This is a genomic window from Erwinia sp. 009765445 (assembly GCF_058137865.1).
Window position 1 is genome coordinate 67,908 of record NZ_JBYUWC010000003.1, and the last position, 24,983, is coordinate 92,890.

General features: G+C 53.1%; 22 protein-coding genes and 1 pseudogene. 11 read left to right on the forward strand and 12 right to left on the reverse strand.

Translation table 11 applies throughout. The features are described from left to right. The first annotated feature begins 63 nt into the window (after positions 1-63). The 5 genes from pcnB (at position 64) to panD (ending at position 4,133) form a co-directional block, all read left to right on the forward strand. The gene (pcnB, locus tag AC3Y5R_RS03785) at positions 64-1,482 is read left to right on the forward strand and encodes a polynucleotide adenylyltransferase PcnB (protein WP_489920382.1); all 1,419 of its coding nucleotides are present in this window, start codon (positions 64-66) and stop codon (positions 1,480-1,482) included. After that, entirely contained in the window at positions 1,479-1,958 is a 480-nt protein-coding gene (gene folK / locus AC3Y5R_RS03790) for a 2-amino-4-hydroxy-6-hydroxymethyldihydropteridine diphosphokinase (RefSeq protein WP_489920215.1), read from the forward strand. The genes pcnB and folK overlap by 4 nt, the downstream gene beginning before the upstream one ends. A 60-nt stretch (positions 1,959-2,018) precedes the next feature. After that, positions 2,019-2,813, forward strand: a complete 795-nt coding sequence (gene panB, locus AC3Y5R_RS03795) for a 3-methyl-2-oxobutanoate hydroxymethyltransferase (protein WP_489920216.1) — start codon at positions 2,019-2,021, stop codon at positions 2,811-2,813. Positions 2,814-2,828: 15 nt separating this feature from the next. Next, positions 2,829-3,683 carry a pantoate--beta-alanine ligase gene (gene panC, locus AC3Y5R_RS03800; protein WP_489920217.1) on the forward strand — a complete coding sequence of 285 codons (855 nt, stop codon included), beginning with the start codon at positions 2,829-2,831 and terminating at the stop codon, positions 3,681-3,683. Between the two features lie 69 nt (positions 3,684-3,752). After that, positions 3,753-4,133, forward strand: a complete 381-nt coding sequence (gene panD, locus AC3Y5R_RS03805) for an aspartate 1-decarboxylase (RefSeq protein ID WP_158781775.1) — start codon at positions 3,753-3,755, stop codon at positions 4,131-4,133. 33 nt (positions 4,134-4,166) lie between these two features. Here the strand turns inward: panD and AC3Y5R_RS03810 are convergent, their stop codons facing one another. From AC3Y5R_RS03810 to AC3Y5R_RS03825, 4 genes are all read right to left on the reverse strand, one after another. After that, positions 4,167-4,604 (reverse strand): hypothetical protein, encoded by a 438-nt coding sequence (locus tag AC3Y5R_RS03810; protein ID WP_489920218.1) that lies wholly within the window; start codon positions 4,602-4,604, stop codon positions 4,167-4,169. Positions 4,605-4,686: 82 nt separating this feature from the next. Further along, positions 4,687-5,175 (reverse strand): acyltransferase family protein, encoded by a 489-nt coding sequence (locus AC3Y5R_RS03815; RefSeq protein WP_489920219.1) that lies wholly within the window; start codon positions 5,173-5,175, stop codon positions 4,687-4,689. 190 nt (positions 5,176-5,365) lie between these two features. After that, positions 5,366-6,136 (reverse strand): ABC transporter permease, encoded by a 771-nt coding sequence (locus tag AC3Y5R_RS03820; RefSeq protein ID WP_489920220.1) that lies wholly within the window; start codon positions 6,134-6,136, stop codon positions 5,366-5,368. Further along, complete coding sequence (locus AC3Y5R_RS03825; RefSeq protein WP_489920221.1) at positions 6,133-7,059, reverse strand: ABC transporter ATP-binding protein; 927 nt, start codon at positions 7,057-7,059, stop codon at positions 6,133-6,135. Before AC3Y5R_RS03825 ends, AC3Y5R_RS03820 begins: the two co-directional genes overlap by 4 nt. Positions 7,060-7,165: 106 nt before the next feature. On the opposite strand from AC3Y5R_RS03825, the gene can reads away from it, so the two are divergent. Further along, positions 7,166-7,831, forward strand: a complete 666-nt coding sequence (gene can / locus AC3Y5R_RS03830; protein ID WP_489920222.1) for a carbonate dehydratase — start codon at positions 7,166-7,168, stop codon at positions 7,829-7,831. Between the two features lie 82 nt (positions 7,832-7,913). Here can and hpt read toward each other — a convergent pair whose 3' ends face one another. Then, on the reverse strand, positions 7,914-8,450 hold the full coding sequence (gene hpt / locus AC3Y5R_RS03835; protein WP_489920223.1) for a hypoxanthine phosphoribosyltransferase: 537 nt from the start codon (positions 8,448-8,450) through the stop codon (positions 7,914-7,916). Between the two features lie 138 nt (positions 8,451-8,588). Between hpt and AC3Y5R_RS03840 the strand changes: the two genes are divergently transcribed. Together AC3Y5R_RS03840 and AC3Y5R_RS03845 are read left to right on the forward strand one after the other, a co-directional pair. Beyond that, positions 8,589-9,872 carry a cystathionine gamma-synthase family protein gene (locus AC3Y5R_RS03840; protein ID WP_489920224.1) on the forward strand — a complete coding sequence of 428 codons (1,284 nt, stop codon included), beginning with the start codon at positions 8,589-8,591 and terminating at the stop codon, positions 9,870-9,872. 518 nt (positions 9,873-10,390) lie between these two features. Further along, positions 10,391-14,230, forward strand: a complete 3,840-nt coding sequence (locus AC3Y5R_RS03845; RefSeq protein ID WP_489920225.1) for a S6 family peptidase — start codon at positions 10,391-10,393, stop codon at positions 14,228-14,230. A 113-nt stretch (positions 14,231-14,343) separates the two neighbouring features. On the opposite strand, the gene cueO is transcribed toward AC3Y5R_RS03845, so the two are convergent. From cueO to AC3Y5R_RS03865, 4 genes and pseudogenes are all read right to left on the reverse strand, one after another. After that, positions 14,344-15,999 (reverse strand): multicopper oxidase CueO, encoded by a 1,656-nt coding sequence (cueO, locus tag AC3Y5R_RS03850; RefSeq protein ID WP_489920226.1) that lies wholly within the window; start codon positions 15,997-15,999, stop codon positions 14,344-14,346. A 530-nt stretch (positions 16,000-16,529) separates the two neighbouring features. Beyond that, positions 16,530-16,856 carry a hypothetical protein gene (locus AC3Y5R_RS03855; protein ID WP_489920227.1) on the reverse strand — a complete coding sequence of 109 codons (327 nt, stop codon included), beginning with the start codon at positions 16,854-16,856 and terminating at the stop codon, positions 16,530-16,532. Between the two features lie 2 nt (positions 16,857-16,858). Beyond that, on the reverse strand, positions 16,859-17,923 hold the full coding sequence (locus AC3Y5R_RS03860; RefSeq protein ID WP_489920228.1) for a DUF8093 domain-containing protein: 1,065 nt from the start codon (positions 17,921-17,923) through the stop codon (positions 16,859-16,861). 491 nt (positions 17,924-18,414) lie between these two features. Beyond that, positions 18,415-19,197 (reverse strand): annotated as a pseudogene (locus AC3Y5R_RS03865) (DUF927 domain-containing protein); the annotation flags it as partial. Positions 19,198-19,537: 340 nt separating this feature from the next. Here AC3Y5R_RS03865 and AC3Y5R_RS03870 point away from each other — a divergent pair. From AC3Y5R_RS03870 to speD, 3 genes are all read left to right on the forward strand, one after another. Continuing rightward, a complete protein-coding gene (locus tag AC3Y5R_RS03870; protein WP_158781785.1) occupies positions 19,538-19,885 on the forward strand; it encodes a YacC family pilotin-like protein in 348 nt (115 codons plus the stop codon). A gap of 112 nt (positions 19,886-19,997) precedes the next feature. Further along, entirely contained in the window at positions 19,998-20,855 is an 858-nt protein-coding gene (gene speE, locus AC3Y5R_RS03875; protein ID WP_489920229.1) for a polyamine aminopropyltransferase, read from the forward strand. 27 nt (positions 20,856-20,882) lie between these two features. Then, positions 20,883-21,683 carry an adenosylmethionine decarboxylase gene (gene speD, locus AC3Y5R_RS03880; RefSeq protein ID WP_158781787.1) on the forward strand — a complete coding sequence of 267 codons (801 nt, stop codon included), beginning with the start codon at positions 20,883-20,885 and terminating at the stop codon, positions 21,681-21,683. Positions 21,684-21,738: 55 nt separating this feature from the next. On the opposite strand, the gene AC3Y5R_RS03885 is transcribed toward speD, so the two are convergent. The 3 genes from AC3Y5R_RS03885 to dtnK are packed head-to-tail and all read right to left on the reverse strand — an operon-like array spanning position 21,739 to position 24,796. Continuing rightward, on the reverse strand, positions 21,739-22,503 hold the full coding sequence (locus tag AC3Y5R_RS03885; RefSeq protein WP_489920230.1) for a DeoR/GlpR family DNA-binding transcription regulator: 765 nt from the start codon (positions 22,501-22,503) through the stop codon (positions 21,739-21,741). Positions 22,504-22,509: 6 nt separating this feature from the next. Next, positions 22,510-23,490, reverse strand: coding sequence for a D-threonate 4-phosphate dehydrogenase (locus tag AC3Y5R_RS03890; protein ID WP_489920231.1), 981 nt, complete (start codon positions 23,488-23,490; stop codon positions 22,510-22,512). Beyond that, positions 23,483-24,796, reverse strand: a complete 1,314-nt coding sequence (dtnK, locus tag AC3Y5R_RS03895) for a D-threonate kinase (protein ID WP_489920232.1) — start codon at positions 24,794-24,796, stop codon at positions 23,483-23,485. The genes AC3Y5R_RS03890 and dtnK overlap by 8 nt, the downstream gene beginning before the upstream one ends. Positions 24,797-24,983 lie beyond the last annotated feature (187 nt).

Genomic DNA, 24,983 nt, shown 5'->3' on the forward strand with positions numbered 1-24,983 from the left:
ACTGAGCTATGATTAGCCGCTGTTTTTTATCGCTAAGCGTATTTGTCACTATCGAGGTGTCCCATTTTTACCCGAGTTGCTAATTTTTGCCGAAAAGTTTTAAGTCGCGAAGACGAGACGCCTGCCGAGGTCGGTGAAGTGCATAAGATGACCGTTATTCCCCGTGACGGCCATACTATCTCGCGTAAAGACATCAGCGAAAATGCCCTCAAGGTGCTGTACCGGCTGAATAAAGCGGGTTATGAGGCCTATCTGGTGGGTGGTGGCGTCCGTGACTTACTGCTGGGAAAAAAACCGAAAGATTTCGATGTCACCACCAACGCCACGCCGGAGCAGATGCGTAAATTGTTCCGCAACTGTCGTCTGGTGGGCCGCCGCTTCCGCCTGGCACACGTGATGTTTGGCCCGGAGATCATCGAGGTCGCCACCTTCCGTGGGCACCACGAAGCCGAGCAGCCGGGTGAAGATCGCAACAATTCGCAGCGCGGCCAGAACGGTATGCTGCTGCGCGACAATATCTTCGGCACTATTGAAGATGATGCCCAGCGCCGCGATCTGACCATTAACAGCCTCTATTACAGCGTGGCCGACTTCACCGTGCGTGACTATGTCGGCGGCCTGAACGATCTGCAACAGGGCATTGTGCGCCTGATTGGCGACCCGGAAACCCGCTACCGCGAAGATCCGGTCAGGATGCTGCGCGTGATCCGCTTCGCCGCCAAGCTGGATATGAGCATTGCCGCAGAGACAGCAGAGCCGATCCCACGCCTGGCAACGCTGCTGCACGATATCCCGGCAGCCCGCCTGTTTGAAGAAACGCTGAAGCTGCTGCAGGCAGGCTATGGCTACAGCACCTATCTGCAACTGCGCGAATACCAGCTGTTCCAGCCGCTGTTCCCAATCCTCACCCGTTACTTTACGGAACAGGGTGACAGCAATATGGAGCGGATGATCTTCCAGGTACTGAAAAATACCGATAACCGCATTCACAATGATATGCGCGTCAATCCGGCTTTCCTGTTCTCCGCTATGTTCTGGTATCCGCAGCTGGAAGCCGCGCAGAAGATTGCTCAGGAGAGCGGCCTGGCTTATTACGATGCCTTTGCCCTGGCGATGAATGACGTGCTGGATGAAGCCTGCCGTTCGCTGGCCATTCCGAAGCGTATTACTACCCTGGTTCGTGACATCTGGCAGCTGCAACTTCGCCTGTCGCGCCGCCACGGCAAGCGCGCCTGGAAGCTGATGGAGCATCCTAAGTTCCGTGCGGCCTATGACCTGCTGGCGCTGCGTGCTGAAGTGGAAAATAATCAGGAACTGCTGCGCCTTTCGGCCTGGTGGGGTGAATTCCAGGTAGCCGCACCGCCGCAGCAGAAAACCATGCTTAATACGCTGGGAGACGATCCGGTGCCACGACGCCGTACCCGCCGCCCGCGCAAGCGCGTTCCCGGCCCGCGTCGCGACGGTAACAGCAGCAACGCATGAACCGCGTTTATCTCGCGTTAGGCAGCAATCTTGCCGATCCATTGCATCAGGTGCGGGCCGCACTTGATGCACTGGCTGCCCTTCCTCAGACCACTCTGGTTACCACATCCTCTTTTTACCGCACGCCACCTTACGGACCACCCGATCAGCCAGATTATCTGAATGCTGCCGTTGCGCTGGATACCGGGTTGGAGCCGGAAGCCCTGCTTGACCTGACACAGCGTATTGAACTTGATCAGGGCCGCGTACGGAAAGACGAACGCTGGGGACCCCGCACGCTGGATCTGGATATCATGTTGTTTGGCGATCTGACGCTTAACACACCGCGTCTGATTGTGCCGCACTACGATATCCGTAATCGCGCCTTTATGCTGGTGCCACTGCTTTCCATCGCGCCGGAAATTACCTTCCCGGACGGCAGCCGTGCAGCTGAGATCCTTGCAACACTGGATGCTTCCGCCATTCAGCCCTGGTAGTGCAAAGCCCTTTCCCTTCCATTAAGATACGCCCACCAGAACATATCTTGAGAGGTTGCGATGAAACCGACCACGGTCTCTACCCTTCGCCAGTGGAAAAAAAGCGGACGCAAATTTGCCTCCATTACCGCCTACGACTTCAGCTTTGCCCGCCTGTTTGCCGAGGAGGGCATCCAGGTGATGCTGGTTGGCGACTCGCTGGGCATGGTGGTACAGGGACACGATTCCACGCTGCCCGTCACCGTGGCTGACATTGTTTACCACACCCAGGCGGTGCGTCGCGGTGCGCCAGCTGCATTGCTGATGTCTGACCTGCCTTTTATGACTTACGCCACGCCGGAACAGACTTTTGAGTGCGCCGCGCAGCTGATGCGTGCCGGAGCCAATATGGTCAAGCTGGAAGGCGGTAAATGGCTGGCAGAAACGGTCAGGCTGTTAACCGAACGTGCGGTGCCGGTGTGTGGCCACCTTGGCCTGACGCCACAGTCCGTTAATATCTTCGGTGGCTACAAGGTGCAGGGGCGCGAAAACGAAGCAGCTGAGATGTTGCTGGCCGATGCTCTGGCGCTGGAAGCTGCCGGCGCACAGATGGTAGTGCTGGAATGCGTTCCCGTGGCGCTGGCGCAGCGGATTACCGATTCGCTGAGTATTCCGGTGATTGGCATCGGCGCGGGCAACGTGACCGATGGTCAGATTCTGGTGATGCACGACGCCTTTGGCGTGACCGGCGGTCATATCCCGAAATTCGCAAAAAATTTCCTCGCCGAAACCGGTGATATACGTGCCGCTGTCAGGCAGTATGTGGCGGAAGTCGAAGCAGGGACCTACCCTGCCGAAGAACACAGTTTCCACTAACACAGGAGAAACGCTGTGCTGATTATTGAAACCCTGCCGATGCTGCGCCGGGAAATCCGTCGCTGGCGGCAGGATGGCAAACGCATCGCGCTGGTGCCGACCATGGGCAACCTGCACGACGGGCATATGACGCTGGTCGATGAGGCCCGTGAGCATGCTGATATCGTGGTGGTGTCGATTTTTGTCAACCCGATGCAGTTTGAACGCCCGGACGACCTGGCCGCCTACCCGCGCACGCTGCAGGAAGACTGTGAGAAGCTGAACCGCCGCAAGGTGGATCTGGTGTTCGCACCGGCACCGGCAGACGTTTACCCGCAAGGGCTGGGCGAGCAGACCTTTGTGGATGTGCCGGGCCTCTCCACCCTGCTTGAAGGGGCCAGCCGTCCGGGCCACTTCCGCGGCGTATCCACCATCGTCAGCAAGCTGTTCAACCTGGTGCAGCCGGATCTGGCCTGCTTCGGCGAGAAGGATTACCAGCAGCTGGCGCTGATCCGCAAGATGGTGGCCGATATGGGCTACGACATTGAGATTGTCGGCGTACCGACCGTTCGCGCGAAGGATGGCCTGGCGCTGAGCTCCCGCAACGGCTATCTGACCGCCGATGAGCGCAAGCTGGCACCTGGCCTGAGCAAAGTGATGAACAGCCTGGCTGAGCGGTTGTCCAATGGAGAGCGGCATGTGGATGAGTTGCTGGCCGATGCCGAAGCGGCTCTGGCAGAGAATGGACTGCGCGCCGACGGTCTGGCAATCTGCGATGCCGACACGCTGCTGCCACTAAACGTGGACAGCCAGCGAGCGGTGGTCCTGATGGCCGCATGGCTCGGTAAAGCACGCCTGATTGATAATCAACAGGTTGATTTAACTCAGTAAGTGGTTTCCACGCTCAGTGAATACTGGCGTTCGTTTTCTGATTTCCCGTTAAGGTAAAGGTAGAAAGTTATGAACCGTACTATGTTGCAGGGCAAACTTCACCGGGTCAAAGTGACCCAGGCAGATCTGAACTATGAAGGTTCCTGCGCCATCGATCAGGATTTCCTCGACGCTTCCGGCATTCTGCAGTACGAAGCGATCGACATCTATAACGTGACCAACGGCCAGCGTTTCTCCACTTACGCTATTGCGGCTGAACGGGGGTCTAAAATCATCTCCGTCAACGGTGCCGCAGCCCGCTGCGCCTGCGAAGGGGATATTTTGATTATCTGCTCCTACGTGGATATGCCTGACGCAGAAGCGCGCCAGTGGCAGCCGAAAGTGGCCTATTTCGAAGGCGACAACGTGATGAAACGCCTGGCGAAAGCGGTCCCGGTTCAGGTCGCCTGATCCGTATGGGCTGGCTGCGGCCAGCCCCTCACCTTATTGCGCCAGCACCGGCATCCTGACCGGCCGTTTCGCGGTAAACAGAAAGTTAAGCCATCCGCGTTTACGTAGCAGGCAAATTCCCAGTGGGAATGCCAGTGAAGCAACTAAAGCGCCAATAAACTTCAGATCGCTGACCAGCAGTGAATCGTGACTGTGTTTCAGCAGCTTGGCAAAAGCCTGGATCACCAGGTAGTGGGTCAGATAAAACACAATCGAGTTCTCACCAATAAAAAACACCGCACGCAGCTTGATTTTCATCGCCAGACGAATAAATAGCGGGACGGCCATCAGTGCCAACGGGGCCAGCAACGGATAAGCAATTTTATGTACCATAAAAAGATTCAGGCACGAGAGCACAACAAAAGCGGTCAGAGAAACGACCATCAGGCGATTGTTCTGGCATAAGTGGGGAATATCCACTCTGTTTTTCACCAAAAAATCACCCAGATAGAAGAAAATGAAAAGGTAAATAGATTTATTAACATGCATGCTGTCAAAGCTGGCGAAAATGCCGTCAGGGATGGCGGGCAACCAGCCAGCTCAATAATATGCAGGCTGAAATAACCCAATAAAATGCGATATGCCTGACCAGAAGGATCACCATAAAAAACAGAAAAAGGGAATGCAGAAACCAGGTGATATCACCGCCGCCGCTCAGGTGAGAAACCAGTACGGCCAGCGGTGACTGTGGATGATTTGAGTAGCGGCTGAACAGCATCTTCATGCCGCCGTATATCACCACCCATACCGCAAAAGGATAGAGGATATTCAATAGCTTATTGCGCAGAAAAAGAGGAATTCCCTTTTTTAAACCACTTTCAACAAACAGCCCGGAAACGAAAAACATCAGGCCCAGACGCAAGGGCTGCAACAGAGTGTTGATCAGCTCACTAAGGGCAGTGAAATGACCGGTATAACCATTAACGGCAATCGTGCAGTGCAGAAATATAACGGCGAGAATACTCAGACCACGCAGGTTATCTACCCAGGTAATTCGGTTCATATTTCAATCCTTTGAAAACACCATCATCATGATATTTCTGAAACCCGTCTGGTTTCTTAATTATTATTACTCTCTCCAGGCAAACAGCGAAAGTAAAAAAACTTTCCGGACCTGTTTTTAAGATAATCTTGTTTTTTTAACATAAAAAAAGCGGACCCTGTTGCGGCCCGCTTTTTATTAAATTTCCAGATTAGGTCCGCAGACCACGCCCGCGCTGGATTAATACCCAGACCATCAGGTAAAACACCACGATAAAGGCTACCAGCACTGCCACGGTAAATACCAGCGGCACATCGGAGATGCCAAGGAAGCCATAACGGAAGCCGCTGATCATATAGACGATCGGGTTTAGCCTGGAGATCATCTGCCAGACAGGAGGGAGCAGCGTTAACGAATAGAACACCCCGCCCAGGTAGGTCAGCGGCGTCAGCACAAATGTCGGGATCAGGCTGATATCGTCAAAGGTGCGGGCAAACACCGCGTTAAGCAGGCCCGCCAGCGAGAACAGGATGGCCGTCAGCAGCAGCGTTACGCCCACCATCAGCCAGGAATGCACCTGGAACGGCACGAAGAACAGCGAAATTGCCGTTACCAGCACGCCGACACAGATGCCACGTGCCACACCACCGCCTACATAACCGGCGATAATCACGTGAGTGGGAACTGGCGCGACCAGCAGCTCCTCGATATTGCGCTGAAATTTGGAGCTGAAGAATGACGAGGCCACGTTGGCATAGGCGTTAGTGATCACCGCCATCATGATCAGACCCGGCACAATAAACTGCATGTAGGTAAAGCCATGCATATCGCCAATGCGCGAACCGATCAGGTTGCCGAAGATGATGAAATAAAGAGTCATGGTGATCACCGGCGGCACCAGCGTCTGGATCCATATGCGGGCGAAACGGTTCACTTCTTTTCCCCAGATGCTCTTCAGGGCAACCCAGTACAAATGTGTCATGCTTTCTCTCCTTTGCGACCGTTCACCAGGTCAACAAACAACTCCTCAAGACGGTTCGCTTTGTTGCGCATACTCAGCACCTGCACGCCCTGGTGGCTGAGCTGGCTGAATACGCTGTTCAGCCCCTGCTCGCGCAGCACTTCCACTTCCAGCGTGGAAGTGTCCACCAGACGATACTGGAAACCTTCCAGCTGCGGCAGCGGGCTTTTCGGCGCCAGATCGAGGATAAAAGTTTCTGATTTCAGCTTGGACAGCAGGCCCTTCATGGTGGTGTTTTCCACCAGTTCGCCACGCTGGATAATGCCGATATTGCGGCACAGCATCTCGGCTTCTTCCAGATAATGGGTGGTCAGAATGATGGTGGTGCCCCTGGCGTTAAGATCCTGCAGGAAGGTCCACATCGAACGGCGCAGTTCGATGTCCACGCCTGCGGTAGGTTCATCAAGGATCAGCAGCTTTGGCTCATGCATCAACGCACGGGCAATCATCAGGCGGCGCTTCATCCCGCCGGAGAGCATCCTTGCCCGCTCGTTACGCTTTTCCCACAGATCGAGCTGCCGGAGGTATTTTTCCGCCCGGACAATGGCGTCCTTCTTCTCCACGCCGTAGTAACCAGCCTGATCCACCACGATCTGTTGTACGGTCTCAAACTGGTTGAAGTTAAATTCCTGCGGCACCAGTCCCAACTGGCGTTTGGCATTGACCACATCCTGCTGCAGGTCATAACCGAACACCCGCACCTTGCCACTGGTTTTATTGACCAGCGAGCTGATAATGCCAATGGTGGTGGATTTTCCCGCGCCGTTAGGCCCGAGCAGCGCATAGAAATCACCGGCTTCGACAGTGAGATCAATTCCCTTGAGGGCCTGAACGCCGCCTGCATAGGTTTTGGTCAGATTGGAAAGTTCCAGTGCATAAGTCATAGGTTAAAGAGTGCCCTGTTTTGAGTGGTTTTCTTATTTGCCGTTTTAAATCACGTTTTCCTGGCCTATATTACTGCAACGTGTTCCGAGTATTGGCCGAGTAAAAATGAAAGATATTGATACCCTTATCAGCAACAACCGCGAGTGGTCCAAGCTACTGAAAGAGGAAGACCCGGGCTTTTTTGAGCGCCTTTCTCTGGCGCAAAAACCCCGTTTTCTGTGGATTGGCTGTTCCGACAGCCGCGTACCGGCTGAGCGGCTGACAGGTCTGGAACCGGGTGAACTGTTTGTTCACCGCAACGTTGCCAACCTGGTGATCCACACCGATTTAAACTGCCTTTCCGTGGTGCAGTACGCCGTTGAAGTGCTGGAAGTGGAACACATTATTATCTGTGGTCACTACGGCTGCGGCGGCGTGCAGGCAGCGGTGGAAAACCCTGAACTGGGGCTGATCAACAACTGGCTGCTGCACATCCGCGATCTGTGGTACAAGCATAGTTCGGTACTGGGCGAGCTGCCGCCGGAAAAACGCTTCGACAAACTGTGTGAAATCAACGTGATTGAGCAGGTATATAATCTGGGTCACTCCACCATCATGCAGTCTGCGTGGAAGCGCGGTCAGAAAGTGACCATTCACGGCTGGGTTTACGGCATTCAGGACGGCTACCTGCGCGACCTGGAAGTGGCCGCCACCAACCGCGAAACTCTGGAACAGCGCTACCGCCACGGTATTGCTAACCTGCTTTCCGACGTGGAAAGCCCGAACGATTAGCAGGCGTCGCATGATATAACAGGCCGGAAAATCCGGCCTTAGTCGATTGTGCTGTACCGCTACCCGCCTGAAATCAGACGTTTTATTCGTCCAGCATTACCACTTTGCCCACGTAGGGCAGATGACGGTAGCGCTGGGCGTAATCAATCCCGTAGCCCACCACAAATTCATCAGGAATGGTGAAGCCGACGTACTCAACCGGCACTTCCACTTCACGACGCTCCGGCTTATCCAGCAGCGTACAGATCGCCAGTGACTTCGGCTGACGCAGGCTGAGGATTTCGCGCACCTTGCTCAGGGTATTGCCCGAATCAATGATGTCCTCAACGATCAGGACATCTTTGCCACGTATATCTTCGTCCAGATCCTTGAGAATTTTAACGTCGCGAGTGGTCGACATGCCGCTGCCGTAGCTGGAGGCGGTCATAAAATCGACTTCGTGAGAGACGTCGATTTTGCGGCAGAGATCCGCCATAAACATAAATGAGCCGCGCAGCAGGCCGACCAGCACCATATCACTGCCGCTGTTGCGGTAGTGTTCGGTGATTTGCTTGCCCATTTCAGCGATACGTTTGGCGATCTCATCTTCAGAGATCATGACTTCTACGGTGTGTTTCATAACTTATGTCGATATTGTCGATGGCTTAAGGGAAGCCGCGAAGTTTATCACACTTCAGCCACGGTTTTGCGCCCTTCGCCATGCTGGCTTATGCTCAACTTAACAGTATGACCGCATGCCAGCCCGGCAGGAGATTGCATGACAACCCCGCATTCCAAAAAGACTCACCGCGGCAGCCGCGAGCTGCAACCTGAAACGCAGATGCTTAACTACGGCTATGATCCGGCGCTGTCTGAAGGCGCGGTCAAACCACCGGTCTTTTTAACCTCAACCTTCGTTTTTAACACCGCAGAAGAAGGCCGCGACTTCTTTGATTATGTTTCAGGGCGGCGTGAACCGCCTCCTGATGGCGCAAACGGCCTGGTCTATTCGCGCTTTAACCATCCCAACAGCGAGATTGTGGAAGACCGCCTGGCAATTTATGAGCGCACCGAAAGCGCCGCGCTGTTTTCTTCCGGAATGTCGGCTATCTCCACTACCCTGCTGGCATTTGTCGAACCAGGCGATGCCATTTTGCATTCGCAACCGTTGTATGGCGGCACTGAAACCCTGCTGACCAAAACTTTCCGCAAGCTGGGTGTGGCTACCGTGGGCTTTGCCGACGGGGTGAATGAAGCCCAGGTGCAGGCAGCCGCTGAAGAGGCGATGAAACAGGGCCGGGTTGCAGTGATCCTGATTGAGTCTCCGGCTAATCCCACCAACAGCCTGGTCGATATTGCACTGATTAAACGGGTAGCCGGTGTCATTGAGAAAAAGCAGCAGCACCGTCCGGTTATAGCCTGCGATAACACCCTACTCGGGCCAGTGTTCCAGCGCCCGATTGAGCAGGGAGCCGATCTGTCGCTGTACTCACTGACCAAATACGTCGGCGGACATTCTGACCTGATTGCTGGTGCGGCAATGGGTAGCAAGGCCCTGATTAAACAAATTAAATCACTGCGTGGTGCCATTGGCACTCAGTTGGACCCGCACTCCTGCTGGATGATTGGCCGCTCGCTGGAGACGCTGTCGCTGCGTATGGAACGGGCTAACGACAATGCGGCTGCCGTAGCGGAGTTCCTGCGTTCTCATCCGAAAATTGAAAAACTGCACTATCTGCCCTTCCTGGATGCTGACTCACCTGCAGGAAAAACCTTCAGTAAGCAGTGCTCCGGTGCAGGCTCCACGTTCTCCTTTGATGTGGCAGGCGGCCTGCCAGCCGCGTTCAAACTTCTGAACACATTGCAACTTTTCAAACTGGCGGTAAGCCTTGGCGGCACCGAATCCCTCGCCAGCCATCCTGGCACCACTACCCACTCCGGCGTGCCTGCCGATGTCCGCGCGCGTATTGGCATTAATGACGCAACGGTGCGCCTCTCGATTGGCATTGAGAATAAGGATGATTTGATTGAGGATTTACGGATCGCGCTGGAGGGGGTTTGAAACCGGTCTTCACATACTGCCTGCTCTCCCCTGCCTGATGCTGGTGTTTTATCATGCCAGCAGCAAAGACAAACGGTGTCTCTGAGCGACCGTTAATATTGTCTGTTCTGGAGCAAACAGAATAATTACAGGAAATAAATAGCAATATTGGCAAATATATTTATTAAATCCACCAATGTTAAATTTTAGACAAAAACAATGGGTAAATATTCATGCTAATTGTTAAAATTAAAACTATTTTCTAAACAAGCCCCCTCAAAAAGAATGAATTTAAATTATCACACTACGATCTGTAAGCCTGCAAAGTAAAAGATTAAATTTTTCAACCTTATTTCACCTCTCGTTTAATCATTTAAGACTTTTCTTGAAATGACCGCTTATATCCTTCAGAATCTTATGCCTTTTCAGAGGGCTCGATAAAACTCTTCTTTTAGTACACAGGAGGCCTGATTTATTCAGAGAGAGTGGGAACCGTGAACTCCCGAAGAGTACAGAAAATGGAATCATTGTTAAGGATAATGACTTTGAAAAGAAGAAAGATTGCTTATTGTTGCTCTTTTTTTGTTTGCCTGACTTCCTCAGCTGGTGTGTTAAATCCTGACGTATCCGTTCAGGACTACCGTGACTTTGCGGAAAACCTTGGGAAATACACTGCCGGAGCAACGAATGTTCCCATTTATAAAACAGATGGTTCTTTATCAGGCTATCTGGAATTTGCCATGCCTGACTTCGGCTCAGTGGTGTCAATGGGATATTCCACGCTGGTTTCGCCTTCTTATATCGTCAGCGTCAAGCACAACGGAGGCTATCAGAACGTTTCATTTGGTAATGGTGCCCAATACGCTGCCACCTACAATCTCATCAATCGCAACGAATACAGTTCTGCCGATTTCCACGCCCCACGCCTGAATAAAGTGGTCACTGATGCCGCTCCTGCCGCATTCGTGGAGAAGTCAGATTACTTATCCGACTATATATCGCGCTACGCCTGGTATACCCGGATGGGTGCCGGGACTCAGGCTCAGATTAATGAAGAGGGCACGGAGCTTATCCAACTGGCCGGTGCCTACAGCTGGAAAACGGGCGGAACAATCAGTAAACAAAGCGTTGATAGTTTATCCTACAGCAGCTATTTACGATATTACCAGTTGCCGCCTGATGACCCGAATACCACTTTGCTTTCCATTGGCGGGCATGCTGGCGACAGCGGCAGCCCTGTTTTTGCTTATGACTCCATTGAAAAACAATGGAAAGTTGTTGGTGTTCTGGTGGGAAGCGATTCAAATAAAGGCATCTATCAGGATCGCAATGTCATCGGCTATTTGCCAGATGGCTATCTCGCCTCCATCCAGGAAAATAACACCTCTGCTGACGTGACCGACAGTAACGAAGACGGCACTATTCATTGGGGCGACTCTATTACCCAGAGCGGTAATGCGTGGTCATGGCAGGGACTGGCTGATGACTATAAAAACCAGGCCCCTTCGCAAGCGACCAATGAAGAACTCGACGCCACCAAAGATTTACGCTTCAGCGGCGATGGCGGCGTTATTGAACTGGCAGATTCCGTCAATATGGGCGCGGGTAAATTGCAGTTTTCCGCTGACTATTCCCTGACATCAGCCAGCGGCGCTAATGCCACCTGGGCAGGCGGCGGCGTGGAAGTGGATGCCGGTAAAGAAGTCCTGTGGCAGGTTAATGGCGTTGCTGATGATGCACTGCATAAAATCGGTGACGGTACGCTGCATATTAATGCTACCGGGGTCAACGAAGGTAGCCTGAACACGGGTGCCGGTACGGTGATCCTGGATCAACAGGCGAATGCTGACGGACAGAAACAAGCATTCTCATCCGTCACCCTGGTTAGTGGACGCCCAACGGTGGTCCTCGCTGATGCCAATCAGGTCAGCACGTCGAATATCTTCTTTGGGTATCGGGGAGGAACGTTAGATCTCAACGGTAACGCTCTCGACTTCAAAAAAATCAATCATACCGACAGCGGAGCAATATTAGCTAACCACAATAATTCAACTTCTGCGGCGATGACACTGAGCGGCTTCGGCAGTAGTGACATTACTATTGAAAAATTCAGTGAATCCAACCCACGAGGCACCGTTGGTTCGATTTATATCTATCCAAACCCTTACACCAAAGACACAGAATATTTCCAGTTGAATAAGTCTTCTTACTGGTACTATCCGACGGATAAAAGCAGCACGGCAACCTGGACTTATTTAGGCACCGATCTGAATGCGGCAATTGATTACCGCCTGGCGCAACTGAACCAACAGGTGTTTCGTGGCTTCATTGGGGAAACTGACGAAGATAAAATAAATGGTCACTTAGAAGTCAATGTTGATCAACCCGGATCACAGGCAAAAATTGCCCTGACGGGTGGCATGAACCTGAATGGCGACCTGAATGTGAAGCAGGGAACCGTACTGCTGTCCGGCCAGCCCGTCGCCCATGCTGGCGGCGTGGTAGTGGACGATGACTGGTCGACATCTTATTTCAAAGCCAGCCAGATCGTCGTGAATAAGGATGCTACTTTCCAGGTCGGCGAATACGCGGATGTTACGGCAGATATCGTTGCCGGTGAGTCTTCGCACGTTATGTTTGGCTACAACAATAGCATCGCAGAAGAGGACAACATCTGGCGCTGCTATTCGGTGATCAACACCGACACAACGTCCTGCAGCCAGCCCGTGCGTACGGATGCTGAACTGGCCTTGCTGCCGGCCAGCGCCGTGACTGGTGATGTCTCGCTGGCAGACAACGCCAGCCTGTATCTGGGCAAAGTGGATTATCAGGGCAACATCACCTCAACGGGCAGCACCAGCGTCACGCTGGATCCTTCGGCTTACTGGACGATGACGGGTAACAGCAACATCACCACCCTGAATGCAATCAGTGGTTCGCAACTGTCGATGCTCTCCGGTGAAAAATGGTCAGCGAAAAATCTGGAAGTCGATACGCTGAACGCAACCGGACTGACCCTCAGTCTGGCAGTGAAACCAGCCACGACAGAGAGCGATAAGCTTACGATTAAAAACGCCGCAACGGGTGACAGCAATATTCTGGACGTTTCACTGCTGATTGACTCATCCCAGCCCGTTTCACTGCTGGAAGATGTCGTGATGGTGGATGCGCCAGCGGGTACCGCTCATGATTATTTTACCCTGCCGGATATTGCCCGTGGATTCAGTCTATATACGCCTGATTATATAGTGAAAGATACGGACAACAGGGTGCAGTGGCTCCTGCAGCATAATGCTGAACCGGAACCTGAGCCAGCGCCGGATGTTCCTGACGTTACTCCTCAACAACCGGATACAGAGCCTGAGTCACCTTCTGGTGATAAGACACAACCTGACGCGAACGCAGAAGATCCCGCGTCAGCAGAAGAGGGAGCCTCTGAAGCAGATCAACAGTCGGCTTTCAATCCTGATGACTGGTTCACCATCCAGGACAACAAAAAACTGATCCGCGACACGCGCGGGCTGATGGCTTCCCGTCAGTATATTTTCAGTGAAGCGCTCAGCCAGCTGAACAGTCGTGCCTCAATGCTGCGCTCACAGCCGGAGAAAAGCGGTCAGTGGGCGACCATTGAGCAAAGCAAAGGCGGTTTTGAAGGGTTTACCGTTAATCAGCAGACGCTGAACGTGGGGGTGGATACCGTTCGCGACCAGCAGATGTTCGGTTTCAACGCCAGCTACACTCAGGGTAAAACCAAAGGCAACGGTCAGCAGACCCATCGCCTGGCAACGGTTGGCGTCGACTACTCCTGGTCTTCCCCGGCAGGCTGGTTCGTGGATGCGGCCAGTCGCTATATGCACCTGAGCCAGGAGTTCAGTTTCGACCCAATCCTGGGGATCAATGGCGCACAACGGGACAGTAATATCCTTGCGGGCAGTGTCAAAACCGGCTATCAGTTCAGCATGGCGGAAGGTGAATTCTCCGTATCGCCATACATCGGTCTCCGTGGCGGCTATATGTCAGGTTATAAGGTGAAAGGGGAAGATGCTCAGATCGCTCTCAGTTCCGGCTCGCCTTATTTCGTGACCAGTGGCGTGGAGTTGAAAAAGCGAGGTATCTGGGCCAGCAATCCTGATGTGATGCTGACAGCAGGGCTTGAATATCAATATTCCCCCGGCCAGGCGGGTTCTCGTCTGACGCTAAGCGACAGCCAGGCACACCGTGAATTCAGCGCTTTCTCTGATAACCGCTATCGCGCACAGCTCGGTATCGAAGGGAATATCAGTAAAAGCCTGTCGCTGAGTGCAAAGGTAAAAACCAGCTTCGGTGGCACCTTCCAGACCGACTATAGCGGCATAGCGGGGATCAATTACCACTTCTGATCGGTTTCCCGTGTAATACAGAGAAAAATCCCCGCGCACCAGCGGGGATTTTTTTGTCTTTCCTGCTGCCGACATTATAGTTACTCCCAGAAATGACCCGATGGAACCAGGCTTCAGCTCTCGTCAGCGCTATTACCCGTCACAGTAAACCCAAGCATCATGCCGGTATCTTCATGTTCCAGCAGATGGCAGTGTGCCATATAGGCCTGATCTTTGGCTGCGGCGTGGTTGAAGCGCACCAGCACTTCGCTGCGCCAGCCTTCCACGCGGACCATATCTTTCCAGCCGCTGCGGTGTGGTGCCGGGGGTTTGCCATTCTCGGAGAGGATACGGAACTGGGTGCCGTGAATATGGAAAGGATGCAGCATTTCATCGCCTTCGCCGGAGATCGTCCACTTTTCCAGTACGCCCTGCTGCACATCAAAGGCCGGATTCGTCATATCAAACGCAAGTCCGTTGATTTTATTGCCGTTGCGGAAATCGTAAGGTGTGGAACCTGCCTGATTATGCTGCATGTCCGACATCGATGCGTGATCCATTCCCTGCATTGAACCCTGCATCGCGCCATGGTCCATCCCGCCCTTACCCGCAGAATCATCGCCATCGTTATCATGCGCATCGCCACTCATGCCCGCCATCGCGGCATGGCCATATTTCTCCATCAGCGCCAGCATGCCACGGCGGTCCAGCTCAGGGTCCATCATCAGCTGCAGCCAGCGCTCTTTCACTCCTTCATGCGCAGGCAGTGCAGGCACATCCACCAGCTTGTCCGGCAGTGAGCCGCTGGCGAGGATCTGCAACGGCTGAATAGTCAGCACGGGCAACGGCTGGTCAAACGGGGCCAGCGTCATGCCCATCTGCCGCACCGGCAGCGTCTGCAGGTCAAAAGTTTTGCCATCGTGGGTATCAATAAGCACTTCGAAGCGTTCGCCTGGCATCATTGAAAGTTCCATCAGCTTCACCGGTTCCGCCAGCAGCCCGCCATCGCTGCCGATAACGTACATCGGGCGGTGGTCACTGGTGGTCAGATTCAGCGAACGGGCATTACACCCGTTCAGCAAACGCAGACGCAGCCAGCCACGCGGCACAGCCTGCAGCGGATAAATTGCGCCGTTGGTCAGCATGGTATTGCCGAACCAGCCCACCGCCGCGCTCATCACGTCCAGCTCATAATCAATTTTGCCGCCGTCTTTACTCAGCCGCTTGTCCTGAAGGATCACCGGGATATCATCGACGCCCCAGATTTTAGGCAGCAGCAGCTTCTCGGTGGCGTCATCTTTCAGGATCACCAGCCCGGCCAGCCCCTGCGCAACCTGGTAACCCGTACGGCCGTGCTGATGGGGATGGAACCAGCAGGTTGAGCCAGGCTGATCGGGAGTGAAACTGACGGTGCGGAACTTGCCCGGTGCAATCAGCGCCTGCGGGCCGCCATCCACCTCGCCAGGCAGTTCCAGCCCGTGCCAGTGAACGGTGGTCGCTTCCGGCAGCTTGTTATGCAGGTTGAGCGTCACCGGTTTGCCGCGCTCCAGCTGAAGGGCCGGCCCCAGCAGGTTGCCGTTATAGCCCCAGGTGGTGAAGGATTTTCCCATCCACTGGGTCTGGTCCTGTTGCGCCGCGATATTGATCATGCCGCGCGGGTCCGGCGTCAGTAACGTCGGAACAGGCAGTTCCGGACGCGCCTGCTCCGCCATCAGAGAACGGCTCCATAATGGCAGCGCGCTGGCAGCCCCCATTGCGGCACTCAACTTAATAAAATCACGGCGTTGCATCAGCCCTTCCTTATCCTGGCAATCATTAACTGCGCCGCAGCATAAACCCTGCCCCTGAGGGAAGGTCAAGTTATTTATAATTTGATGATTTTAAATCATAAAATAAAAAATTAGTTGTTGAAGGCCCCTATTAAAGCCCCCAAAACAAATTATTTTCCTGTTAGATTTAGTTACACGTGCAGGCAGCGGATGAAAAAACATGCAACGTTGCAGACTCAGACGCAGCAATCTTATCACACAAGGTGATCTTGATACCTACTAACCCCACGTTACCATAAGGGCCAGTTCTGGTTAGTCTTTCATGCGTTGCCAACACATCCTGTAAATGTTTAATGTTCTTATAAAAAAGAAATTAAGTATTGAGCACCTCGAATGATTCACACATGAGGCAATGTTTCTTCTATGCTTAGATGATGTATCAGCAATAGCTGACGTCATACATTCCTTTCAGGACACTCCTTTTGTCTTAAGTCAAGGCCCCGCTTGTCAAAAGTGGGGGCTTGCCAAAATAAACCGCAATCAAAATGAACTTAAAAAAAGAAAAACACACCTGTATTACATTCAACCGCTTTATCAAACATAGCTTTTAAATCAAGGAAAGTTTTATCTTCAGATTTTATACTTTCAAGCATCTCTTTTGCTGCTAATAAATTATCCAAGCCCATTAACGATTCATCCTCATAATCATCAATATGCATCGAAAATTTATCATTAAACTTTTCAAAAACTCCGCTTTTCCAAAGGGAGTTAAACTCATCATCATTAATGAAAAGTTCAATCAAATCACCTGGCTCGCAGTTGTCATAATCCAGACGAGACATCGCATCTTCATTAACAGGTACAGTTATATTTTTCATTTTCATTCACCTTTAATTCTAAAGTGTGTTACTTCATTATATTCACTCTGATTTCTTCCAGCCAGCTTACCATTTTCTAAGGTTTTATTGTTAGGGACATTTCCATCAAGGTCTAAATATGTCCGTTTCCCTGATAATGATGGATCATGTATCCTAAAATAACTCCCTGATATGTCCTCAACAACTTCTACCCCTGTCTCAGGATGTTGGTATATACGCTTACCCTTATCAGTCATGGTAACTATCGGTTTATCACCAGCAAACTTTGTTACAGCAGCGTTTAGATCTGCCTCAGGCCAGTTCTTAGCAAATTTCGCAGCTCTCTCGGCTCCCCGTAGGGTCTTTTGTAATTCCTGAGTTTCTTTGAGTATGTCTTGCGATCCAGAACGATTCATTGCTAACAGTACTGAAGACGCTGCTATAGCGGCTCCTACTGTTTTTTCATTTAATACCTGGTCAAACCCTTCCGCAGCCTCACCACCAAGATTTCTGGCCGTATCTGCAAACATCTCCGGATTCTGGTTATACACTCCACCGGCAGCCAGCAACCGGCCTGCCATCTTGCTGTTTATCGTTCCATAGATTTCTGGTTGTGGAGCTGCCGCTCTTTTTATCACTTCCCGTTTAGTCGGGCGTGGTTTGCCTCCTGTGGCACGATAATCCCTGCCGCTTACTGAGCGGTCATATTCCCGGACAATCTTTTTAACGGCTTCAGATGAAAAAGCTGATGAATCATTCCCTCTCAGCTTACCTTCATCATCGATATAAAAAACATTACCGGGGCCATACAAATCACTGAGCATCACCACGTCACCAGATTTAACCATGCGTTCAAGCCTGGCTTTTTCGCGTACGCCATGTGAGGGAGGTTGATGGGGATTCATGTAAAAAGCCCGCTCCCGCCTACTGATTAGATAAACGCCGCCGCTGCGACTGTCGTCAAATTCATACTTTTCACATATGCGACGCCACGCAGAGAGAGGGGAGATAATACGCTCGTACTTTTCAGGTTCCAGATCGTCTTTGGGCAGGTAATACAGATAATTCCCGGGCAGGCTGATACTCATATCCATTTCCTTTTGGACAAAAATAATCCGGATAACCTTACACCCTGATTAAGCAAAAGTTAAGCCGTTAATATCCTCTATTTGAGGGTTTATCAGACCGGCCCGCTGCCTGCCCACCAGCTCTGCATAACGGCCACCAGCGACACCAAAACGTTTTCACGCACACGGTTCATGTATATATACAGAAAACGGTTATCCCGGCTGTCCCGTTTATCCCAAAAAGACTAACCGGATGAATTAAAACTGTTTAATTTTAATTTCCGGGATAACTCCCCCCTGTTTTGGGACAAGCTGAACCCGTTTCCGGCTTATCCCGGCCAGCCAGGGTAAAAAATTATCCCAAAATCCCCCTGACTTATCCCAAAACGGCCTGGTTTTATCCCTGAGTTATCCCGGGAATTGTTTGTTTTTTTCATAAATAACAATAAATAAACCATTAGTGTATTATGCTGGGATAAACGGGATAACCGTTTATCCCTCGCGTGTGAGAGTTATTCCGGTTCGTTACCTTCATCAGGGAAGGAAAGGCAGTAAGTCCACTGTCGGGCGTCGTTGAGGTGCTTGAGCCTGGGCGTTCTGGTCTGCCAGCCCTTGCCGCTGGCGGGCTTTTTCAGCATTCCGGCTTCGTGAAGGATTCTGGCAGCAGAGTCTTTATTAAAACCTTTCGCCACCTGCTCTTTAAACGGGTTGGGAAGCACGTAAAACAACAACGGCGCGTCGTAAGGTTCTCCCGCGTCCCTGTAGCCATAGAGTTCATGGATGGGTAAATCCCTCGGGTCATACTGAACGGGCGCGAAACGTCCCTGACCATGCGCATTCAGAAACGCCACGGCCTGCCCGATAACCTGTTCTCTCTCCTTGTTGCCCGTGCCAAACGCGCCCAGCCAGGCGTTATAACTGTGCTGAATGGCATCCCGGCACGTCTGCGTATCCCAGCCGGTAATCACCTGCCCCAGCAGTAACGCCGCTTCCAGTAAGGCAAACCGCGCCGCCACCCGGTGAACCTGTTCGCCGTAGTCCGGCGGCATCAGCGCGTCGTTATGGGCGGCGGCCTCGTTCACCAGCCCCAGCGCGGTACCGTAACACGTGAGGCACAGTAAATCGGGGTGCCCGTAAAGGCTGGTGGCAACATTAGCCGTGGTGGTTTTGCCCGCGCTGGACTGTTCATAAAAATGAATGCCAAAACCGTCCGCACCGGCCAGCCCAATGAGCGGCGCGACCAGGGCGGCAGCAACCGCCGTCATCATGGAGTCATTGCCGTTCGCCAGCCGGGCGGGCGGTTAACGGCATATCCCTATCTCCTTATCTGCTGAAAAAACCCCCGTAAGAGGCCCCCAGTTACAGGTTGATTTCCTGCAACGCCAGTAGACAAAGGTAGAATTTAAGATGGCGGGGATCCAGTGATGGCAGGCGTTAAAAGGTGACAGAGTAGACACTAAGAGACGTGGGAATATTTCCTTTACCCTGCCCCTCAGGGAAGGTCAAGTTTCTGAGCCGCGTTGTTTCCCCGGGAACAAGAAAATCATCAGATCCGGACATTTCCCTGGCAAAATTGACTGTAGCCTGCCAATAACTGTGCTAACGTCAGGCTATTGCAATCGGTTGAGAACAATTATGAAGAAAAGCATCAAGGCTCTGTTGTTACTGGGTCTGTTTGGCTTCTCGTCGACAAGTTTTGCGCTTAGCGAGTCGGAAGCGGAAGATCTGGCGGATCTGACCGCTGTGTTTGTTTATCTTAAGAATGACTGTGGCTACCAGGATTTACCGGACGGTCAGATCCGCCGGGCGCTGGTGTTCTTTGCCCAGCAGAATCGCTGGGATCTGAGCAACTACAACAGCTACAACATGAAGTCGCTGGGCGAAGACAGCTACAAAGATCTCAGCGGCATCGCCGTCCCTAACGACATGAAGTGCAAATCACTGGCCCGGGATTCCCTGAGTCTGCTCGCCTACGTGAAATAATCCCCGTCCCAGCCTCCTTTCCTGCTGATAATTTGACCGTGCAACCACGGTCATAGTTAGCTATTATATCGCGCCCATTTTTCGTGGCAGTTTTGACCAAGAGAACCCTATCATGGCCGAAAAAGAAATGTGGTATGAAACGCTTCATGCCGGTTTCGGACAGTATTTTTCTGTCGACAAAGTACTGTACCGTGAGCAGACCGGACATCAGGATCTGATCATCTTTGAAAACGCCGCCTTAGGCCGCGTGATGGCACTTGACGGCGTGGTGCAGACCACCGAGCGCGATGAGTTTATCTATCATGAGATGATGACGCACGTTCCGCTGCTGGCCCACGGTGCGGCTAAGCGGGTGTTGATTATCGGCGGTGGCGACGGTGCCATGCTGCGTGAAGTCAGCCGTCATAAAAACATCGAACACATCACTATGGTGGAAATCGATGCGGGCGTGGTGACCTTCTGTAAGCAGTACCTGCCAAACCACAGCGCTGGCGCTTATGAAGATCCTCGTTTCAATCTGGTGATTGACGATGGCGTTAACTTCGTCCGTGAGTGTGCCGACAAGTTTGACGTCATTATCTCTGACTGCACCGATCCCATCGGTCCGGGCGAAAGCCTGTTCACCTCAGAGTTTTATCAAGGCTGCCGCCGCTGCCTTAATGAAAATGGCATCTTTGTAGCGCAAAATGGCGTGTGCTTCCTGCAGCAGGATGAAGCTGTCAACAGCCATCGCAAGCTGAGCCACTATTTTGGCGACGTCAGCTTCTACCAGGCAGCGATCCCCACCTATTACGGTGGCATCATGACCTTTGCCTGGGCCAGCGACAACCCGGCGCTGCGTCAGTTGGATACCGCCACTCTACAGGCGCGTTTTGACGCGGCAGGTCTGCAGTGTCGATACTACAATCCGGCGATCCACACTGGCAGCTTTGCCCTGCCGCAATATCTGTTGAATGCGCTGGCCGAATGACCGGCCATCTTAAGGGGGTGAACTAAATTGCAAAAAATAAAACTACATGGCTTCAATAATCTGACGAAAAGCCTGAGTTTTTGTATCTACGATATCTGTTACGCCAATACCGATGCGGAGCGTGACGGCTACATTGCGTACATTGATGAGCAGTACAATGCCAACCGCCTGACGGAGATCCTCAGCGAAACCTGTTCGATTATCGGCGCTAACGTGCTGAATATCGCCCGCCAGGACTATGAGCCTCAGGGCGCCAGCGTGACGATCCTGGTCAGCGAAGAGCCGATCGATCCGAAAGATATCGATAACTCTGAGCACCCTGGTCCGCTGCCAAATTCCGTGGTTGCGCACCTGGATAAGAGCCATATCTGCGTGCATACCTACCCGGAAAGCCACCCTGAAGGCGGCCTGTGTACCTTCCGCGCCGATATCGAAGTGTCGACCTGTGGCGTGATCTCTCCGCTGAAAGCGCTGAACTATCTGATCCACCAGCTTGAATCCGATATCGTCACCATCGACTATCGCGTGCGCGGTTTTACCCGCGACATTAACGGTGTTAAGCACTACATCGACCATCAGATCAATTCGATCCAGAACTTTATGTCCGAAGACATGAAGTCGATGTACGACATGATGGATGTGAACGTCTACCAGGAGAATATCTTCCACACCAAGATGCTGCTGAAAGAGTTCGATCTGAAACACTACCTGTTCAACACCAGACCGGAAGATTTGAGCCAGCAGGAGCACAAACGCATTACCGATCTGCTGTGGAAAGAGATGCGTGAGATTTACTACGGACGCAACATTCCGTCCGTCGCGCCGTAAGATAATCAACGGTGATTATCGGGTGACCTCAGGGTCGCCCGTTTTTATTTGTGCTTCAGGATTGGGTCAGCTGGAGGTCGAAGGGTTGCCCGCACAATTCGTGGTATACGTCATCACTCAGGTGGCTGTCGGTGACGATATCGGTCAGGTTCTGCAACGGCGTGGCGCAGAACAGTGACCAGGAGCCGTATTTGCTGCTGTCGGCCAGCAGAACCCGGCGTCGCGCATTGGCCAGCAGATCCTCTTTCAGACCGGCTTTCTCTTCGGTCGGCGTGGTGATGCCCTTCTCCAGACTCCAGGAGTTGCAGCTGACAAACGCCACGTCGGGATAGAGATTCCTCAGCAGCCTGCGGCCATGGTCGCCAATACAGGACTGGCTGGAATCATCAATCCGTCCGCCAATAATCGTCACCTCAATCTGTTTAAATTCAGACAGAAACAGCGCGATATGCAGATCGGCGGTGATCACCCGCAACTGAAGATGCGTCAGCTGTCGGGCCAGTTCCATCATCGTGGTACCCGCGTCCAGCACCACCGAATCACCTGAGCTGACCATACTGGCTGCCGCCCGGGCAATGGCCTGCTTCTCAGCGAGGTTGCGCTGCATTTTCTCCAGCGTGGTCGGCTGAGCAGGGATAAAACGGTTGAGGGTCACCCCGCCGTGCGACCGGCTGATAACCCCTTCCTGATCGAGCTTGATCAAATCCCGCCGGATAGTCGCCGGTGACGCTGAAATCGCAGCCACCAGCTGATCGACGGTCACCAGATTATGGCTTTTCAGATAGTCCATAATCTGGTCGAGGCGACTTTGTCCCTTCATATTTCCTTATGCGAGCTGCATCGCTAACTGGATGGAGATCGCCATGCTCTCAGACTTCGCTTTACCTGTCCAGGCAATATCAAATGCCGTTCCGTGGTCGGCAGAAGTGCGGATAAACGGCAGTCCGGCTGTGATATTCACCCCGTCGTAGAAGCCGAGCAGCTTCAGCGGAATGTGTCCCTGGTCGTGATACATCGCCACCACAATATCGTACTGGCCTTCATAGCACTGCAGGAAAACCGTGTCCGGCGGGCACGGGCCGAAGACGTTCAGGCCTTCCGCTTTCATAGCCTGGACGGAAGGGCCGACGATTTTAATTTCTTCGTCACCAAACAGGCCATTTTCTCCGGCATGAGGGTTAACCCCGGCCACCGCAATGCGTGGATTATCAAAACCAACACGACGCAGGAAGGTTTCTGCCATGCCAATGACCGTCTCCACGCGCTCACGGTTCAGCGTATCGAGGAACTTACGCAGGGCGATATGGGTGGTCACGTGGATCACCTTCAGCCGATCGGTGTACAACACCATCGCGTAATCTTTACTGTCAGTGAGTTTCGCCAGCAGCTCCGTGTGGCCGGGATACAGATGCCCTGCCGAATGCAGCGCTTCTTTATTCAGCGGCGCGGTGGCAATGGCATGTACCTCGCCCGCCATCGCCAGCTCAGTGGCCTTTTTCACGCAGCGGTAAGCCAGGTCACCTGCCTCAACCTGCACCACGCCCGGCTTCAGCGCCTGTGGGTTAGCCAGCGGCTCGTCGATGATATTGATAATGCCCGGCGCGAAGTGCGCGTCAGCCACGTTGTTCAGCACCCGCAGCTCAGCCTGTGGTGTGATGCCCATGCCTATAATGCGTTGCAGCGTACTGGCGCAGCCCACCACCACTGCAGGTGCACCTGACAGCTCTCCCTCCGCCAGGGATTTGATGATAATTTCCGGGCCAATACCCGCCGGATCGCCCATGGTAACCGCAATAATTTTACTCACCAGCCTTCTCCTCAATAAAACGAAAAACTTCTACCAGGGTGTTTTCATCACCAAAACCGCCAGCCTTGGTAAGCACCAGCAGGTCGTTTTTGCTCTTCAGCAGCTGGCCCCAGGGCACACAGCCCGCCACCTGCCCCATAATCCTGAACCCTTCAGCCCCCAGGCCTCGCGCCACCGCAATCGCCACGTCTCCGCCGGAGAGATACAGCCCGGCAGGCTGCACGTCGCTGAGGACATCGCGGGTCAGCCCGGCCAGGAAAGCGCAAATCTGTTCGCCCAGCTGCTGGCGGGTCAGGCCATACTGCGCACAGAGCGCGTCAATTTCCTCGCGCTGGCTCGCCTGCTGACAGGTGCGAATCACGCAGTGCTGCCCCTGTTGCAGCGCGTTGATTGCCTGTTGCCGCCATGGCGCATCTGCACCCTCGCCGTTGAAAATTTGCTGAATGCTGACGTCAATCAGCTGCAGCGGATAGCGTTGCTGCAACCGGGAAATCTGCTGCCGGGCAATTTCGCTCATCGAGCCGACCACCGCCAGCACTGTAGACTGAGGACTCAGCGACGCGGATAAAGAGGCTTTGGCCTCATCACTTTCCGTCAGCAGGTCGCTCAGTGCATCACTGAGTCCGGAAGCCCCGGCGAGCAGTGGCCTGGCCGGTAACGCCGCAGCCGCACGCATGATGTGCAGCAGATCCTCATCGGTTTCGGCATCCACCACGATCAGCCGCTGTCCTTCAGCTATGGCCGCAGCCATGCTGGCAGCCAGATCCGGTTTGCGTACCGTAGAAAGCGGCAACAGCCCAGCCTTCAGCTCAATTTGTTCCTGCAGCCGCGCCAGCACGCTGGCGTTACTCACCGGCGTTTTAGGATCGCTGGCGTACTCTGTCGCCGTCAGCAGGCGATCGTGGATGTAGCACAGACCTTCCCGCGTGGTTCTGCCCAGTTTCGGCACCGCAGGCACCACCAGCGCCGCAGCGGCTCCGCTTGCCAGTAAGGCTGCTTCTGTCTCTGCGCCCGGATTGCCGCGCAGCGTTGAATCCATCTTCTTAAATATCCAGCCGTCACGAACTTTCTCCGCCCAGCGTTCAACCGCCAGTCGGGTACGCTGTGCCGCTATCTCCGCGCTGACTGCCCGGCTGTCGGTGCTGATTACCCATACATCCGCCTGCACATCTGCCACTTCCGCCGCCACATCAAACAGTACGTTGACCCGCGCACCTGCTCTGGCCAGACCGCTACCGGCATCGTTAGCCCCGGTAAAGTCGTCGGCGATAGCCAGTACAGGCTGCTTCCACTGATTGCGCGTCATCTCGTCTCCTGCTGAAAAGAAGGGAAGCCGATGGCCTCCGCTGAATATGATTATATTCAATCATGATTGATTATATGTGAGCAAGATCAAATTAATCGAAATCAATTTATCCTATAAAATTAGGCACAGCTCGCGCATTCTGGCGGGAAAATGACGAAATATAATCAATTTGACGACGGCAAGGCAT